General features: G+C 71.9%; 15 protein-coding genes. 10 read left to right on the top strand and 5 right to left on the bottom strand.

Going from position 1 to position 14,008, the window contains the following annotated elements; all coding sequences use genetic code 11:
• Positions 1 to 81: 81 nt before the first annotated feature.
• From uvrC to whiA, 4 genes are all read left to right on the top strand, one after another.
• A complete protein-coding gene (gene uvrC, locus IEZ08_RS07375) occupies positions 82 to 2,043 on the top strand; it encodes an excinuclease ABC subunit UvrC (protein ID WP_189241883.1) in 1,962 nt (653 codons plus the stop codon).
• A 64-nt stretch (positions 2,044 to 2,107) separates the two neighbouring features.
• Positions 2,108 to 2,980: an RNase adapter RapZ gene (gene rapZ, locus IEZ08_RS07370; protein ID WP_068924174.1), complete on the top strand. Its 873-nt coding sequence runs from the start codon at positions 2,108 to 2,110 to the stop codon at positions 2,978 to 2,980.
• Positions 2,981 to 3,000: 20 nt separating this feature from the next.
• Positions 3,001 to 3,987: a gluconeogenesis factor YvcK family protein gene (locus tag IEZ08_RS07365; RefSeq protein WP_189241899.1), complete on the top strand. Its 987-nt coding sequence runs from the start codon at positions 3,001 to 3,003 to the stop codon at positions 3,985 to 3,987.
• Positions 3,988 to 4,079: 92 nt separating this feature from the next.
• Positions 4,080 to 5,060, top strand: coding sequence for a DNA-binding protein WhiA (whiA, locus tag IEZ08_RS07360; protein WP_068924173.1), 981 nt, complete (start codon positions 4,080 to 4,082; stop codon positions 5,058 to 5,060).
• 96 nt (positions 5,061 to 5,156) lie between these two features.
• Here the strand turns inward: whiA and IEZ08_RS07355 are convergent, their stop codons facing one another.
• On the bottom strand, positions 5,157 to 5,660 hold the full coding sequence (locus IEZ08_RS07355; protein ID WP_068924172.1) for a hypothetical protein: 504 nt from the start codon (positions 5,658 to 5,660) through the stop codon (positions 5,157 to 5,159).
• A 269-nt stretch (positions 5,661 to 5,929) separates the two neighbouring features.
• Here IEZ08_RS07355 and gap point away from each other — a divergent pair, with 269 nt between their 5' ends.
• From gap to IEZ08_RS07335, 5 genes are all read left to right on the top strand, one after another.
• A complete protein-coding gene (gene gap, locus IEZ08_RS07350; RefSeq protein ID WP_189241882.1) occupies positions 5,930 to 6,934 on the top strand; it encodes a type I glyceraldehyde-3-phosphate dehydrogenase in 1,005 nt (334 codons plus the stop codon).
• Positions 6,934 to 8,121, top strand: coding sequence for a phosphoglycerate kinase (locus tag IEZ08_RS39375; protein ID WP_068924170.1), 1,188 nt, complete (start codon positions 6,934 to 6,936; stop codon positions 8,119 to 8,121). Before gap ends, IEZ08_RS39375 begins: the two co-directional genes overlap by 1 nt.
• Positions 8,122 to 8,124: 3 nt before the next feature.
• Positions 8,125 to 8,910, top strand: a complete 786-nt coding sequence (gene tpiA / locus IEZ08_RS39370; RefSeq protein ID WP_068924169.1) for a triose-phosphate isomerase — start codon at positions 8,125 to 8,127, stop codon at positions 8,908 to 8,910.
• 139 nt (positions 8,911 to 9,049) lie between these two features.
• The gene (secG, locus tag IEZ08_RS07340; protein ID WP_068924168.1) at positions 9,050 to 9,280 is read left to right on the top strand and encodes a preprotein translocase subunit SecG; all 231 of its coding nucleotides are present in this window, start codon (positions 9,050 to 9,052) and stop codon (positions 9,278 to 9,280) included.
• Positions 9,281 to 9,376: 96 nt separating this feature from the next.
• Positions 9,377 to 9,724, top strand: a complete 348-nt coding sequence (locus IEZ08_RS07335) for an RNA polymerase-binding protein RbpA (RefSeq protein ID WP_084780255.1) — start codon at positions 9,377 to 9,379, stop codon at positions 9,722 to 9,724.
• Positions 9,725 to 9,860: 136 nt separating this feature from the next.
• Here the strand turns inward: IEZ08_RS07335 and IEZ08_RS07330 are convergent, their stop codons facing one another.
• From IEZ08_RS07330 to IEZ08_RS07320, 3 genes are all read right to left on the bottom strand, one after another.
• On the bottom strand, positions 9,861 to 10,868 hold the full coding sequence (locus IEZ08_RS07330; protein ID WP_189241881.1) for a sugar kinase: 1,008 nt from the start codon (positions 10,866 to 10,868) through the stop codon (positions 9,861 to 9,863).
• 79 nt (positions 10,869 to 10,947) lie between these two features.
• Positions 10,948 to 11,739: an IclR family transcriptional regulator gene (locus IEZ08_RS07325; RefSeq protein WP_068924166.1), complete on the bottom strand. Its 792-nt coding sequence runs from the start codon at positions 11,737 to 11,739 to the stop codon at positions 10,948 to 10,950.
• A complete protein-coding gene (locus IEZ08_RS07320; protein ID WP_189241880.1) occupies positions 11,736 to 13,274 on the bottom strand; it encodes an N-acyl-D-amino-acid deacylase family protein in 1,539 nt (512 codons plus the stop codon). Before IEZ08_RS07320 ends, IEZ08_RS07325 begins: the two co-directional genes overlap by 4 nt.
• Before the next feature lie 210 nt (positions 13,275 to 13,484).
• Between IEZ08_RS07320 and IEZ08_RS07315 the strand changes: the two genes are divergently transcribed.
• Complete coding sequence (locus tag IEZ08_RS07315; RefSeq protein ID WP_068924164.1) at positions 13,485 to 13,691, top strand: EF-hand domain-containing protein; 207 nt, start codon at positions 13,485 to 13,487, stop codon at positions 13,689 to 13,691.
• A 53-nt stretch (positions 13,692 to 13,744) separates the two neighbouring features.
• Here the strand turns inward: IEZ08_RS07315 and IEZ08_RS07310 are convergent, their stop codons facing one another.
• Positions 13,745 to 13,996 (bottom strand): hypothetical protein, encoded by a 252-nt coding sequence (locus IEZ08_RS07310; RefSeq protein ID WP_068924163.1) that lies wholly within the window; start codon positions 13,994 to 13,996, stop codon positions 13,745 to 13,747.
• Between the last annotated feature and the right edge of the window lie 12 nt (positions 13,997 to 14,008).

Here is a 14,008-nt window from a genome sequence, read left to right as displayed (position 1 = left end):
TCCCGGCGGCACGGCGTCCGGGGGCCGGGGAGCGCGAACACGGGCCGGGATACTGTCGGCGAAGGCCGATAGGCTTCTTCCGTGGCGAGATCTGCAGGCGGCCCGGCGAGCTTCCGGCCGAGTCCGGGGTCGATCCCCGAGTCTCCCGGCGTCTACCGGTTCAAGGACCCCGAGGGCCGGGTCATCTATGTCGGCAAGGCCAAGAGCCTGCGCCAGCGGCTCAACTCCTACTTCGCCGACTTCGCGGGGCTGCACCCGCGCACCCAGACCATGCTCACGACCGCCGTTGCCGTCGACTGGACGGTCGTCGGCACCGAGGTCGAGGCGCTCCAGCTCGAATACTCCTGGATCAAGGAGTACGACCCGCGGTTCAACGTCAAGTACCGCGACGACAAGTCGTATCCCTACCTCGCGGTCACCATGGGCGAGGAGTTCCCCCGCGTGCAGGTGCTGCGCGGCGCCAAGCGCGAGGGCACCCGCTACTTCGGCCCCTACTCGCACGCCTGGGCGATCAGGGAGACCGTCGACCTGCTGCTGCGGGTGTTCCCGATCAGGAGCTGCTCGGCCGGGGTGTTCCGGCGGGCCGCGCAGATCGGGCGGCCCTGCCTGCTGGGTTACATCGACAAGTGCTCGGCGCCGTGCGTCTCCCGCGTCACCGCGGCCGAGCACCGCGCGCTCGCCGAGGACTTCTGCGACTTCATGGCGGGCAACACCGGCCGGTTCATCAAGCGGCTGGAGGGCGAGATGCGCCAGGCCGCCGCCGAGCAGGAGTACGAGCGGGCGGCCCGGCTCCGCGACGACGTCGAGGCGCTGCGGCGGGCGCTGGAGAAGCAGGCCGTGGTGCTGGGCGACAACACCGACTGCGACGTGATCGCGCTGGCCGAGGACGCCCTGGAGGCGGCCGTCCAGGTGTTCTACGTGCGCGGCGGGCGGATCCGCGGCCAGCAGGGCTGGGTGGTCGACAAGGTCGAGGAGGCCGGCCCCGCCGCGCTGGTCGAGCACTTCCTGCTGCAGATGTACGGCGAGGCCGCCCCCGAGACGCTGCCCAGGGAGGTGCTGGTGCCGGTGCTCCCGCCCGACGCGGGCGCCGTCGCCGAGCTTCTCGGCGAGCAGCGCGGGGCGCGGGTGGAGATCCGCGTGCCGCAGCGGGGCGACAAACGATCGCTGATGGAGACCGTCGAGCGCAACGCCAAGGAATCCCTGGCCCAGCACAAGCTCAAGCGGTCCAGTGACCTGACCTCCAGGAGCAAGGCGCTGCAGGAGCTCGCCGACGCGCTGGATCTGGACCGGGCGCCGCTGCGCATCGAGTGCTACGACGTCTCCCACCTGCAGGGCACCAACGTGGTGGCGTCGATGGTGGTGTTCGAGGACGGCCTGGCCCGCAAGAGCGAGTACCGCAGGTTCTCCATCCGCTCCACCGAGGGCGACGTCGCGTCCATCCACGAGGTGATCTCCCGCCGGTTCAAGCGTCACCTGGAGGAGCGCGTGGCCACCGGAGAGCTCGCGGAGCTCGGCGCGGAGGCGGGGGAGGGGGAGGGGGCTCCGGGATCCACCGGGCCGGGCATCGATCCGGAGACGGGACGGCCGCGCAAGTTCGCCTACTCACCCCAGCTGATCGTCGTGGACGGCGGCCCGGCCCAGGCGGCGGCCGCCCAGCGGGCCCTGGACGAGCTGGGAGTGGACGACGTCGCGGTCTGCGGGCTGGCCAAGCGGCTGGAGGAGGTGTGGCTGCCCGGTGAGGACCTCCCGGTCATCCTTCCCCGCTCCAGCGAGGCCCTTTACCTCCTGCAGCGGGTCCGTGACGAAGCGCATCGCTTCGCGATCGCCTACCATCGTTCCAAACGCTCCAAGAGCGTGCGGGAGAGTGCCCTGGACGACGTGCCCGGGCTCGGTCCGGCCCGGAGGCAGGCTCTGATCAAGCATTTCGGATCGGTGAAGCGGCTGCGCGAGGCGACCGCGGCCGAGATATGCCAGGTTCCCGGGATCGGCCCCGCAACGGCCGAGACGATCGTGTCGGCGTTGAAGGGGGAGAACCCAGCGTGAGCGAGCGGAGCGAGCGAGCCATGGGCACAGCAGTGTCGCGAACGCGGCCGACGGAGGAGGCGGCGTGAGTGAGAGGGAGCCCGCGTTCGTCGTCGTCACCGGTATGTCCGGTGCGGGGCGGAGCACGGCGGCCAAGGCCCTGGAGGATCTGGGCTGGTTCGTCATCGACAACCTGCCGCCGGGGCTGCTGTTCGCGATGGCCGAGGAGGCCGGCCGGGTCAAGCTCGCCGCCGACAAGGTGGCCGCGGTGGTCGATGTGCGCAGCCTGGCCTTCACCACCGACCTCAACGCCGCGATCGAGGAGCTGGACGGGCGCGGCGTCGCCGTACGGGTGGTGTTCCTGGAGGCCAGCGACGAGGAACTGGTCCGCAGGTTCGAGAACGTCCGGCGGCCCCACCCGCTGCAGGGGGACGGCCGCCTGGTCGACGGCATCGCCCGTGAGCGCGGCATCCTGCGCGAGGTCCGGGCCAACGCCGATCTGGTCATCGACACCTCGAACCTGAACGTCCACGAGCTCCGCGGCAAGATCGTCGCCTTCTTCGGCGGGGAGAACCGCCCGGGCCTGCGGGTCAACGTGGTCTCCTTCGGTTTCAAGTACGGTCTGCCGGTCGATGCCGATCTGGTCGTCGACTGCCGGTTCCTGCCCAACCCGCACTGGGTCCCGGAGCTGCGTCCGATGAACGGGCTCGACGCCCCCGTGCGCGACTACGTCCTCAACCAGACGGGCGCCAAGGAGCTCCTCGACGCCTATGAGGAGGTGCTCGGCATCATCGCCGCCGGATACACCCGGGAGGGCAAGGGATACGCCACGCTCGCCGTCGGCTGCACGGGAGGCAAGCACCGCAGCGTGGCCATGGCCGAGCAGATCGCCGCCCGCCTGCGCGACCGGGGCGGCATGGACGTGCAGGTCAGCCATCGGGATGTGGGCAGGGAGTGAGCGGGGCGGCGAACGCGGGAGTGGGTGGCGCGAAGAGCGGGGGGACGGCCGTCCGCGGCGGTTCACCGCGGCCGGGCGAGGGGCCCAGGGTCGTCGCGCTCGGCGGCGGGCACGGGCTGTACGCCTCGCTGTCCGCGCTGCGCCGGGTCACCGGCGAGCTGACGGCGGTGGTCACCGTGGCCGACGACGGGGGGTCGAGCGGCCGGCTCCGCCGCGAGCTGGGCGTGGTGCCCCCCGGCGACCTGCGCATGGCGCTGGCCGCGCTGTGCGGTGACGACGAGTGGGGGAGGACCTGGAGCGAGGTCGTCCAGCACCGCTTCCTCAGCGAGGGTGAGCTGCACGGCCACGCGGTCGGCAACCTGCTCATCGTGGCGCTGTGGGAGAAGCTCGGCGACACCGTCGCCGGGCTCGACTGGCTGGGACGGCTGCTCGGCGCGCACGGCCGGGTGCTGCCGATGTCCTCGGTCCCGCTCGACATCGCCGCCGAGGTCGAGCTGGACGGCGAGGTGAGCACGGTGCGCGGCCAGGTGGCCTGCGCCCTCACCCCCGGCCGGGTCCAGGCCATCTCGCTCGTTCCCGAGGACCCCCCGGCCTGTCCCGAGGCGGTCCGGGCGGTCCTGGACGCCGAGTGGGTCGTCTTCGGCCCCGGGTCGTGGTTCACCAGCGTGCTGCCGCACCTGAAGGTGCCCCAGCTCGCCGAGGCCCTGCACACCACCCGCGCCCGGCGCCTGGTCACGCTGAACCTGGCACCCCAGGCGGGGGAGACCGACGACTTCTCCCCCCAGCAGCACCTGGAGGTGCTGTGCCGGCACGCGCCCGGCCTGGAGATCGACGTCGTGCTGGCCGACACCGGCGTGGTCGACGATCCCGACGGGCTGGAGAAGGCCGTGACCGGGATGGGAGGCAGGCTCGTCCTGGCCGACGTCGCGGTCCCGGACGGCTCTCCGAGGCACGATCCACGACGTCTTGCCTCGGTCCTGAACGAGATTTTCCACGAGAAGCGGTGATCCTGGCCGGTGCGGCTCGCGAGTGCGAGAAACTTCTGTGAGCCTGGTGTATCCCGGGCCGCAGGGGTTCACATGGGGGAGGACGAACGCGCATGGCGATGACAGGTGTGGTGAAGGACGAGCTGAGCAGGCTCCCGGTCCTCAAGCCCTGCTGCCGTAAGGCCGAGGTCTCGACGCTGCTGCGGTTCGCGAGCGGACTGCACCTCGTGGGCGGGCGGATCGTGATCGAGGCGGAGCTGGACACCAACGTCACGGCCCGCCGGCTCATCAAGGACATCGGCGAGGTGTTCGGGCACCGGGCCGAGGTGCTGGTCCTGGCTCCGGCGGGGCTGCGCAAGGGCTCCCGCTACCTGGTGCGGGTCTACCGCGACGGGGAGGCCCTGGCACGCCAGACCGGCCTGATCGACAACCACGGCCGCCCGGTCCGGGGCCTGCCGCGTCAGGTGGTCGCGGGCGCGACCTGCGACGCCGAGGCCGCCTGGCGGGGCGCGTTCCTGGCGCACGGCTCCCTGACCGAGCCCGGCCGGTCCATGTCGCTGGAGATCACCTGCCCGGGGCCGGAGGCGGCGCTCGCGCTCGTCGGGTCCGCCCGGCGCCTGAAGATCCACGCCAAGGCCCGCGAGGTGCGCGGCGTCGACCGGGTCGTGGTCCGCGACGGCGACGCGATCAGCGCGCTGCTGACCCGGCTGGGCGCCCACGACAGCGTGCTGGCCTGGGAGGAGCGCCGCATGCGCCGCGAGGTGCGCGCCACGGCCAACCGCCTGGCCAACTTCGACGACGCCAACCTCCGCCGCTCGGCCCGCGCCGCGGTCGCCGCCGGAGCCCGGGTCCAGCGCGCCCTGGAGATCCTCGGCGACGACGCCCCCGAGCACCTGGTGATCGCCGGACGGCTCCGGGTGGAGCACAAGCAGGCCTCGCTGGAGGAGCTCGGCCAGCTCGCCGACCCGCCGCTGACCAAGGACGCCATCGCCGGGCGCATCCGCCGCCTGCTGGCCATGGCCGACAAGCGCGCCCAGGACATCGGCATCCCCAACACCGAGGCCAACCTCACGGTGGACATGCTCACCTCGTAGACGGTGACCGGGCCGCCGCCCGTATGCCGCAGGCCGCGGCCGGGCCCGGCGGAGACGGAGTCGGCCGGGCCCGGCCGCCGGCGGCTGCCGTACCGCTCAGCCCTGGCTGTTGGGCTTGAAGTTGTCCACCGGCTGCCCGCTCTCCTGCTGCGGGAAGGAGGCGGAGGCCAGGGCCTCGCGGGCGGCCTTGACGCGCTTGTTCACGAAGGCGAAGCCGGCGGCGGCGGCGATCACCCAGAACAACAGGGTCTTGGGGTCCTCCTGAATGGCCTCGGGGAAGACCTCGGCGACCAGGCTCACAGCCTGGCCGTAGGAGACGGTGTCACCGGCGGCCTTCACCACCAGGCCGACGCCGCCGAGGAAGGTCCCCAGGGCGGCTCCGGCGAGGGAGAACAGGGCGGCCAGCGCGGGCAGCACCGGGCTGGTCGGCTTGACGGCCATCATGGCCAGGCCGACCAGGACGCCGACGCCGACGGCGACGAGGCCCAGTTCGAGCTCGGTGACGGTGATGAACGCGCCGTAGGCGGCGGCGCCCAGGACGGCGGCGAGGAGCCCGACGACGATGCCGGGTACCAGGCCGCTACGGGGTTGGGGGGTCATGTCTGTCATCGCGGCTTTCTGTGCGGTTGAGGGGTCCGTGCGGCGATCGGCACTGTCCGGCGATCGCCGCACGGTTATGACGAGTGCGGGACTCTACTGGAAAAGTCCGGTAAGGGCCCGGAATTCATGCGAAATGCGGGCCCGGGCCAAGGGGGGACCACCAATGGTCTAAACCAATCGGGTTCCGCTAGGGTTCGTGATGAGGTATCAGCCCGCCCAAGTCGCCGGTCCACCCGGCCGGCGCACCGACGTACGAGGAGATCGGCACCGTGAGCATCCGCGTAGGCGTCAACGGATTCGGCCGCATCGGCCGCAACTTCTGGCGCGCGGTCGCTGCCAGCGGCAAGGACATCGAGATCGTTGCGGTCAACGACCTGACCGACAACGCCACGCTCGCCCACCTGCTCAAGTACGACAGCATCCTCGGCCGCCTGCCGTACGAGGTGAAGAGCACCGCCGACGAGATCATCGTGGACGGCAAGGCGATCAAGGCCTTCGCCGAGCGCGACCCCGCCAAGCTGCCCTGGGGCGACCTGGGCGTGGACGTCGTCGTGGAGTCCACCGGTTTCTTCACCGACGCCGAGAAGGCCCGTGTCCACGCCGAGAACGGCGCCAAGAAGGTCATCATCTCGGCTCCGGCCAAGAACGAGGACGTCACCATCGTCATGGGCGTCAACCATGACCAGTACGACCCGGCCAACCACACGGTCATCTCCAACGCCTCCTGCACCACCAACTGCCTGGCGCCGATGGCCAAGGTCATCCACGACACCTTCGGCATCACCAAGGGCCTGATGACCACCATCCACGCCTACACGCAGGACCAGAACCTGCAGGACGCCCCGCACAAGGACCTGCGCCGCGCCCGCGCCGCCGCGCTGAACATCGTCCCGACCTCCACCGGCGCCGCCAAGGCGATCGGCCTGGTCCTGCCCGAGCTCAAGGGCAAGCTGGACGGCTACGCGCTGCGCGTGCCGATCCCCACCGGCTCGGCCACCGACCTCACCGTCGAGGTCGGCCGCGAGACCACCGTCGAGGAGGTCAACGCCGCGCTCAAGGCCGCCGCCGAGGGCCCGCTCAAGGGCTTCCTCAGCTACAACGAGGACCCGATCGTCTCGGCCGACATCGTCACCGACCCGGCCTCCTGCATCTTCGACGCCCCGCTGACCAAGGTCATCGGCAACCAGGTCAAGGTCGTCGGCTGGTACGACAACGAGTGGGGTTACTCCAACCGCCTGGGCGACCTCATCGAGCTCGTGGGTGCCAACCTCTGATGAAGGACCTGTCCCAGCTCGACGTGAAGGGCCGGCGCGTGCTCGTGCGCGCCGACCTCAACGTCCCCCTGGAGGGGGACGTCATCACCGACGACGGCCGCATCCGCGCCTCGCTGCCGACCATCAGGGACCTGGCCGGCCGCGGCGCCAAGGTGATCGTCTGCGCCCACCTGGGCCGCCCGAAGGGCTCGGTGAACCCGAAGTACTCCCTGGCCCCGGTGGCGCGCCGGCTGAGCGAGCTCCTGGAGGCCGATGTGGCCTTCGCGGGCGACGTGGTCGGTGAGTCGGCCCGGTCCGTCGTGGCGGGCCTGGGCGAGGGCCAGGTGGCCCTGCTGGAGAACCTGCGCTTCGAGGCGGGCGAGGAGTCCAAGGACGACGCCCTGCGCGGGGAGTTCGCCCAGAAGCTGGCCGGCCTCGCCGAGCTGTACGTCGGCGACGGCTTCGGCGCGGTGCACCGCAGGCACGCCAGCGTCTACGACGTGCCGAGGATCCTGCCGCACGCGGCGGGCGGGCTGGTCGTCACCGAAGTCGAGGTGCTCAGGCGCCTGACCGAGGACCCCGCCCGGCCGTACGCCGTGGTGCTCGGCGGCGCGAAGGTCTCCGACAAGCTCGGCGTCATCGCCAACCTGCTCACCAAGGTCGACCGGCTGCTCATCGGCGGCGGCATGGCCTACACCTTCCTGAAGGCCCAGGGCTTCGAGGTGGGTCAGTCGCTGCTCCAGGAGGACCAGCTCGACCAGGTGCGCGGCTTCCTGCGTGAGGCCGACGAGCGCGGCGTGGAGCTCGTCCTCCCCGTCGACGTGCTGGCGGCCGTCGAGTTCGCCGAGGACGCCGAGTACGAGGTGGTCGACGCCACCGCGATCCCGGCCGACCGGCAGGGGCTGGACATCGGCCCGCGCAGCCGCGAGCTGTTCGCGGGCAAGCTGGCCGACGCCAAGACCGTGTTCTGGAACGGCCCGATGGGCGTCTTCGAGTTCGAGGCGTTCTCCGGGGGAACCCGCGCGGTCGCCGAGGCGTTGGTCCGGGCGCAGGCGTTCACCGTCGTCGGCGGTGGCGACTCGGCCGCGGCCGTGCGCCGCCTCGGCCTGCCCGAGGACGGGTTCTCGCACATCTCCACCGGTGGCGGGGCCAGCCTCGAATACCTGGAGGGCAAGACCCTGCCCGGACTCGCCGCGCTGGAGGGATAGCAGATGACCGCAGGGCGCAAACCCCTCATCGCCGGCAACTGGAAGATGAACCTCAATCACCTGGAGGCCATCGCCACCGTCCAGAAGCTGGCCTTCGGGCTGAACGACAAGGACTTCGACAAGGTCGAGGTCGCCGTGCTGCCGCCGTACACCGACCTGCGCAGCGTGCAGACGCTGGTGGACGGCGACAGGCTGCGGATCGTGTACGGCGCGCAGGACCTGTCGCCCTTCGACGGCGGCGCGTACACCGGGGAGATCTCCGGCGCCATGCTCGCCAAGCTCGGGTGCACCTTCGTCGTGATCGGCCACTCCGAGCGGCGGCAGTACCACCGCGAGGACGACGCGCTGGTCAACGCGAAGGTGAAGGCCGCCCACCGGAACTCGCTCACGCCGATCCTGTGCGTGGGGGAGGGCCTGGAGGTCCGTCGGTCCGGCGGTCACGTGGCGCACAGCGTCGCGCAGCTCGACGGGGCGCTCCGCGACATCCCCGCCGAGCAGGTAGCCTCGATCGTGCTGGCCTACGAGCCGGTCTGGGCGATCGGCACCGGCGAGGTGGCGACCCCGGCCGACGCGCAGGAGGTCTGCGGGGCGCTGCGGGCCCGGCTCGCCGAGCTGTACGACGGCGAGGTGGCCGCCAAGGTCCGCATCCTTTACGGCGGCTCGGTCAAGTCGGACAATATTTCCGGCATCATGGCCCAGGAGGACGTCGACGGGGCCCTGGTCGGTGGCGCGAGCCTCGATCCGGGAGAGTTCGTCAAGATCTGCCGGTTCGGCGAAATGTCGGGCTGACTGGGCCATTCGGAGGGTACGACTTGACAACAGGTCGTACCCTCTTAGAGCAAGTTTGAATCGTCACGCCGTACGGCGTCATACAAAAGGGGTCGCGCCCCGGACGCGGGTCGCGCGCAATAAGGAAACAGGTCCAACGGTGACAATCGGAATCTCCATCGCCCTCATCCTGTCGAGCATGCTGATGATCTTGCTCGTCCTGCTCCACAAGGGCAAGGGCGGCGGTCTGTCGGATCTGTTCGGTGGCGGGTTCTCGTCGTCGTTCGGTGGTTCCTCCGTGGTGGAGCGCAACCTTGACCGGCTCACCATCATCACCGGGGTGGTCTGGTTCGTGTGCATCATCGCCCTGGGACTGCTCCTTAGGCCCTAGGCAAGCGCCGGGCCCGATCCGGGCCCGCCGGAAGCGTGACAGTGGTTAAGCCCCCCGTATCCCGAGCGGCGGGGCCATCGAGCGAGGAGTTCATCCGTGGGTAGTGGCAACGCGATCCGTGGCAGCCGCGTCGGCGCCGGCCCGATGGGAGAGGCTGAGCGTGGCGAGGCGGCTCCCCGTGTGAGGGTCCCGTTCTGGTGCGCGAACATGCATGAGACGCGCCCCAGCTTCGCCAGCGACGCGGCCGTCCCCGAGTTCTGGGACTGCCCGCGCTGCGGTCTCCCGGCCGGTCAGGACCAGGCCAACCCGCCCGCGCCTCCGCGCAACGAGCCCTACAAGACGCACCTCGCCTACGTGAAGGAGCGTCGCAGCGACAAGGACGGCGCCCAGATCCTGGCCGAGGCCCTGGAGCGGCTGCGCTCCTCCTCGCGCCCGATCTACTAAAGGATCTACTAAAGGCCGCTGTGGCCGGCCCCCTCCCGGGGCCGATCCGCCCGGACATGGAAGGACCCCCGTGACGTCACGGGGGTCCTTCTCCGTTGCGGGGTCCTCCGTTACGGGCGCCCCGTCGGAGGTACGGCTACCGGCGCACCGCGTCGCCCGTGACCCCCAGGACCAGCGACTCCAGATCCGCACGCCGGGGGAGGCTCTCCCAGTCGCCGCACGCGGTCACCGCGAACGCCCCGGCGGCGCAGGCCGTGGCCAGCCGCCGCTCCGGGTCCGCCCCGGCCAGCCAGCCGGCCAGCCACCCGGCGGCGAAGGCGTCCCCGGCGCCGACCGGGTCCAGCTCGGTGACCCGGTAGGGCGCGCCGTGCCGTACCTCGCCCTCCGACAACTCCACCGCGCCGTGCGCCCCGAGCTTGACGAGCACGTGACGGGGGCCCAGGGCGGCCAGGGCCGCGGCCAGCCCGGCGGGGCCGCCGGGCGCGGGCGGCGCCGCGGGGACCCCGCCCGGAGCCGGTACGGCGGGATCGCCGTCCCCGGTCAGCAACCGCCCCTCCGCCTCGGTGACGAACAGCACGTCGCAGCTCTTGACGATCTCACCCAGCACGGCGGCCGCACGGTCGGGCGCCCACAGGGCACGGCGGTAGTTGACGTCCATCGAGACGGGCACCCCGGCGGCGCGCGCCTCGGCCACCGCGGCGCGGACCGCCTCCAGCGCGGTGGCCGACAGCGCGGGGGTGATCCCGGTGACGTGCAGGACCCGGGCCGAGCGGATCAGGCCGGTGTCCAGGTCCGCCGGGCGGAGCCGGGAACCCGCGCTCGCCGCCCGGTAGTAGTGCACGTCCACCAGCTCGGCGGTGCGCCGGCCCTTGACCATCAGCCCGGTGGGCGCGTCCGGGTCGACGACGGCCCGGGAGACGTCCACGTGCTCCCCGGCCAGGGTGGAACGGACCAGCTCGCCGAACTCGTCGGCCCCCACCCGGCCGATCCAGCAGGCCCGCAGGCCCAGGCGGGTGACGCCGATCGCCACGTTCGACTCCGCGCCGCCCACGCCGAGGTCGAAGTCGCGCGCGTGCCGGAGCGCGCCGACGCGCCGGGCGGTGAACAGGGCCATGGTCTCGCCGAGCGTCACCAGGTCAGTCATCGAACGGGCTCCGGTTCTGTCGGAAGGGACGGAAAAAGACGGGAAGGAAGGCCGGAGGGACGGGGGAGCGGGAACGCGGTCATCGGGACGATCCCAGCTTCCTGGAGATGCCCAGGGCGGCCCGCGCCACCAGCGGCCCCAGGTCGCGCACCCGCGCGGCGGTGATCCGCGAGGTCAGGCCCGAGACGGAGACGGCGGCGGTGGCGGCGTCGTCGTGGTTGAAGATGGGCGCCGCCACGCAGCGGACCTCGGGTTCGTTCTCCCGGTCGTCGACCGCGTAACCGCGCTGCCGGATCCGGGCCAGCTCGGTGCGGAGCCGTACCGGATCGGTGATCGTGTACCGGGTGAGGGCGGGCATCCCGGCGGCCACGGTCTCCTCCACGACCGCCTCCGGCTGCCAGGCGAGGATCGCCTTGCCGACGGCGGTGCAGTACAGGCGTCCCCGGCTGCCGACGCGGGAGGCCATGCGCACCTTGCTCTCGTTCTCGACCTTGTCGATGTAGACGACGTACGGGGGCTCGTAGACGACCAGGTGCACGGTCTCGTCGACCTGGCGCATCAGCTCGCGGGTCTCCTCCGCGGCCACGGAGCGCAGATCGAGGGTGGACAGGTAGGCCTGGCCGAGGCGGAGCGCGCCGTGCCCGAGCCGGTAGGCGCCGCTCCGGCGGTCGCGGTCCAGCAGTCCGGCCTCGACGAGGGGGACGGCCAGCCGCAGCACGGTGCTCTTGGACAGGCCGAGCGCCTCGGCCAGCCGGGACAGCGTCAACCCCTGGCCGGTGCTCGTGTGGTCGCGCACGTACTCCAGCACGGTCAGCGCCCGGCGGAGCGAGGCCGACTGGTTGCGTCCGGGGCCGGACTCCGGGGCGCTCACCGCAGCGCTCCCCGGGGCCGCAGGGGACGTCCGGGCCGCGCGCCGGTCAGGGCGCCGCCCGCCAGCACGGGCACGCCGCCGACCAGCACGTCGTCGATCCCCTGGGCCAGGACACGGGGCCGGGCGTAGTCGGCGGTGTCGGTCACCCGGTCCGGATCGATCACGACCAGGTCCGCCGCCGTGCCCGGCCCGATCGTGCCCCGGTCCGCCAGGCCGAAGCGGCGGGCGGGGCCGGAGGCCAGGTGCGCGACCGCCTCCTGCCAGGTCCAGTCACCCAGCTCGCGGACGTGGCGGCCGAGGAAACGGGCGAATGTCCCGAAGGCCCGCGGGTGCGGGTGGCCGCCGATGTGGATGGCGTCGGAGCCGCCCAGCTGGGCCGGGTGGCGCAGCAGCAGGCGCATGGAGGCGTCGTCGTTGCCCGGCGGCTGGGCGAACACGCAGCTCGCGGCCAGCCGCGTCGCGACCAGCAGGTCCGCGCAGAACGCGGCGGGCTCCCGCCCGGCCTCGGCCGCGGCCGCGGCGATGCTCCGGCCCTCGGCCCAGGACAGACCGGGATCGGGCACGTGCGCCAGCACGGCGCGGTGCCAGAGGGCGGGGTCGGTCTCGCGGGCCAGGCGGCGCCGTACCTCCGGATCGTGCAGGCGTTCCACGATGCGGTCGAGATCCGGGTCGTCGAGGTCACGCGGGAGGGCGACCATCGCCAGGATGCTGAACCCGCTGAGGTACGGGTAGCTGTCGAAGGTGACGTCCAGGCCCGCCGCGAGGGCGTCGTCGATCATCCCCGCCAGCTCCGCGCCGGGGCCGTGGTAGTGCGAGACGTGCAGCGCCGCCCCGGACCTCTCGGCGATCAGCCGGGCCTCGGCCATGCCCGCGGCCGCCCTCTCCTCGTAGCCGCGCATGTGGGTGACGTACGGCAGGCCGGCCCGCGCGACGGGCACGCACAGCGCGGCGAGCTCGTCGGCGTCGCCGTACCGGCCGGGGATGTACTCCAGGCCGCTGGACAGCCCCGCCGCGCCCTCCTCCAGGCCCCGCTCCACCATGCGCAGCATCGCGGCCGGGTCGGCCGCGGCGGCGTGCCGGACCGTGCCGTGCGGGACCAGGTAGACGGTGTTGAGGGCGGTGGTCCGGTCGTAGGTGGCCAGCAGCTCCGCCACGCTCACCGGTCCGCCGTCCAATCCCGGATGGGCACCGTTGATCGCGGAGAAGTAGCGGGTGACGAAGCGCAGCGTCTGCGGCGAAGATGGCGCGAAGGACAGCCCGTCCTGCCCGAGCACGAACGTGGTGACGCCCTGCCGCAACGCCGCCAGCTGGATGCCCGGGTCCAGCACGGTGGCGTCGCCGTGCACGTGGACGTCGATGAAACCGGGGACCACCAGCCTGCCGGCGGCGTCGACGCGGACCGCGCCGGTGACATCGGCCGGGGACAGGTCGCCGACCGCCGCGACACGGCCGTCGCGGACGCCGACGTCGGCGGGGTACGGCGCGGCGCCGGTGCCGTCGACCACCCGGCCGCCATGGATGAGCACGTCGAACACGCCGGTCAACGTAGACGGAACCGGGATCGCTTGTCACATGTGCAGAACAACATTGTGCATTGCACAAAACTCCACTGTGAGCCCTCAAAGCACCGTCTCATCCGTCGTATGCGGCGGATTTCGGAACATGACCGGATCCGGACCAGACTCCCCGCCGGTTCCGGCATCCCGTATGTTGTCTGCCGACTCGTACTACGGAAGGCAGGGCACATGTCGCAGGAGCGGCTGACCGAGCTGCGGGAGACGTTCACCGCCATCGACGGCGACGGTGACGGCTTCATCACGGAGAAGGAGCTCGTCCGGCACTTCCCGGACCTCCCCGCGGAGGCGATCGGCTCGCTGCGCCGGGACGCCGACGCCGACGGCGACGGACGGTTCTCCTTCGAGGAGTTCGTCAGGATGATGGCGCAGGACTGACCCCCGGGTCCGGGTCCGCGACCGTCGGCGGGCCCGGACCCCGGCGGCCGCGGTCAGGCGCCCAGATCCCGGACGATGTTGTCGAGCCGGTCGGCCAGTGTGTCGAGCTGCTGCTCGGTGATCGTGCCGCCGCCGGGAAGGAGCCTGGTCAGATCCTTGCGGCTCATGACGACCAGCCCCCGGTGGGCGTCGTCGATCTCCTGCTCCGGCAGGACCACGCAGTCGCCACGGACGAACACCAGAGTGGCGCCGGGGTCCGAGGACTCCAGCAGCTTCCGGACGCAATCTCGGTTGACGAGAGGCATGGACCGCCCCCT

The sequence above is a fragment of the Planobispora rosea genome (assembly GCF_014648175.1).
GTDB classification, from domain to species: domain Bacteria; phylum Actinomycetota; class Actinomycetes; order Streptosporangiales; family Streptosporangiaceae; genus Planobispora; species Planobispora rosea.
This window is presented reverse-complemented; position numbering and strand designations above follow the sequence as displayed.

Coding starts and splice junctions, on each gene's coding strand:
- IEZ08_RS07315 (WP_068924164.1), top strand. CDS start 13,485: ATGTCGCAGGAGCGGCTGACCGAGCTGCGGGAGACGTTCACCGCCATC.
- whiA (WP_068924173.1), top strand. CDS start 4,080: ATGGCGATGACAGGTGTGGTGAAGGACGAGCTGAGCAGGCTCCCGGTC.
- IEZ08_RS07355 (WP_068924172.1), bottom strand. CDS start 5,660: ATGACCCCCCAACCCCGTAGCGGCCTGGTACCCGGCATCGTCGTCGGG.
- IEZ08_RS07330 (WP_189241881.1), bottom strand. CDS start 10,868: ATGACTGACCTGGTGACGCTCGGCGAGACCATGGCCCTGTTCACCGCC.
- tpiA (WP_068924169.1), top strand. CDS start 8,125: ATGACCGCAGGGCGCAAACCCCTCATCGCCGGCAACTGGAAGATGAAC.
- IEZ08_RS39375 (WP_068924170.1), top strand. CDS start 6,934: ATGAAGGACCTGTCCCAGCTCGACGTGAAGGGCCGGCGCGTGCTCGTG.
- IEZ08_RS07310 (WP_068924163.1), bottom strand. CDS start 13,996: ATGCCTCTCGTCAACCGAGATTGCGTCCGGAAGCTGCTGGAGTCCTCG.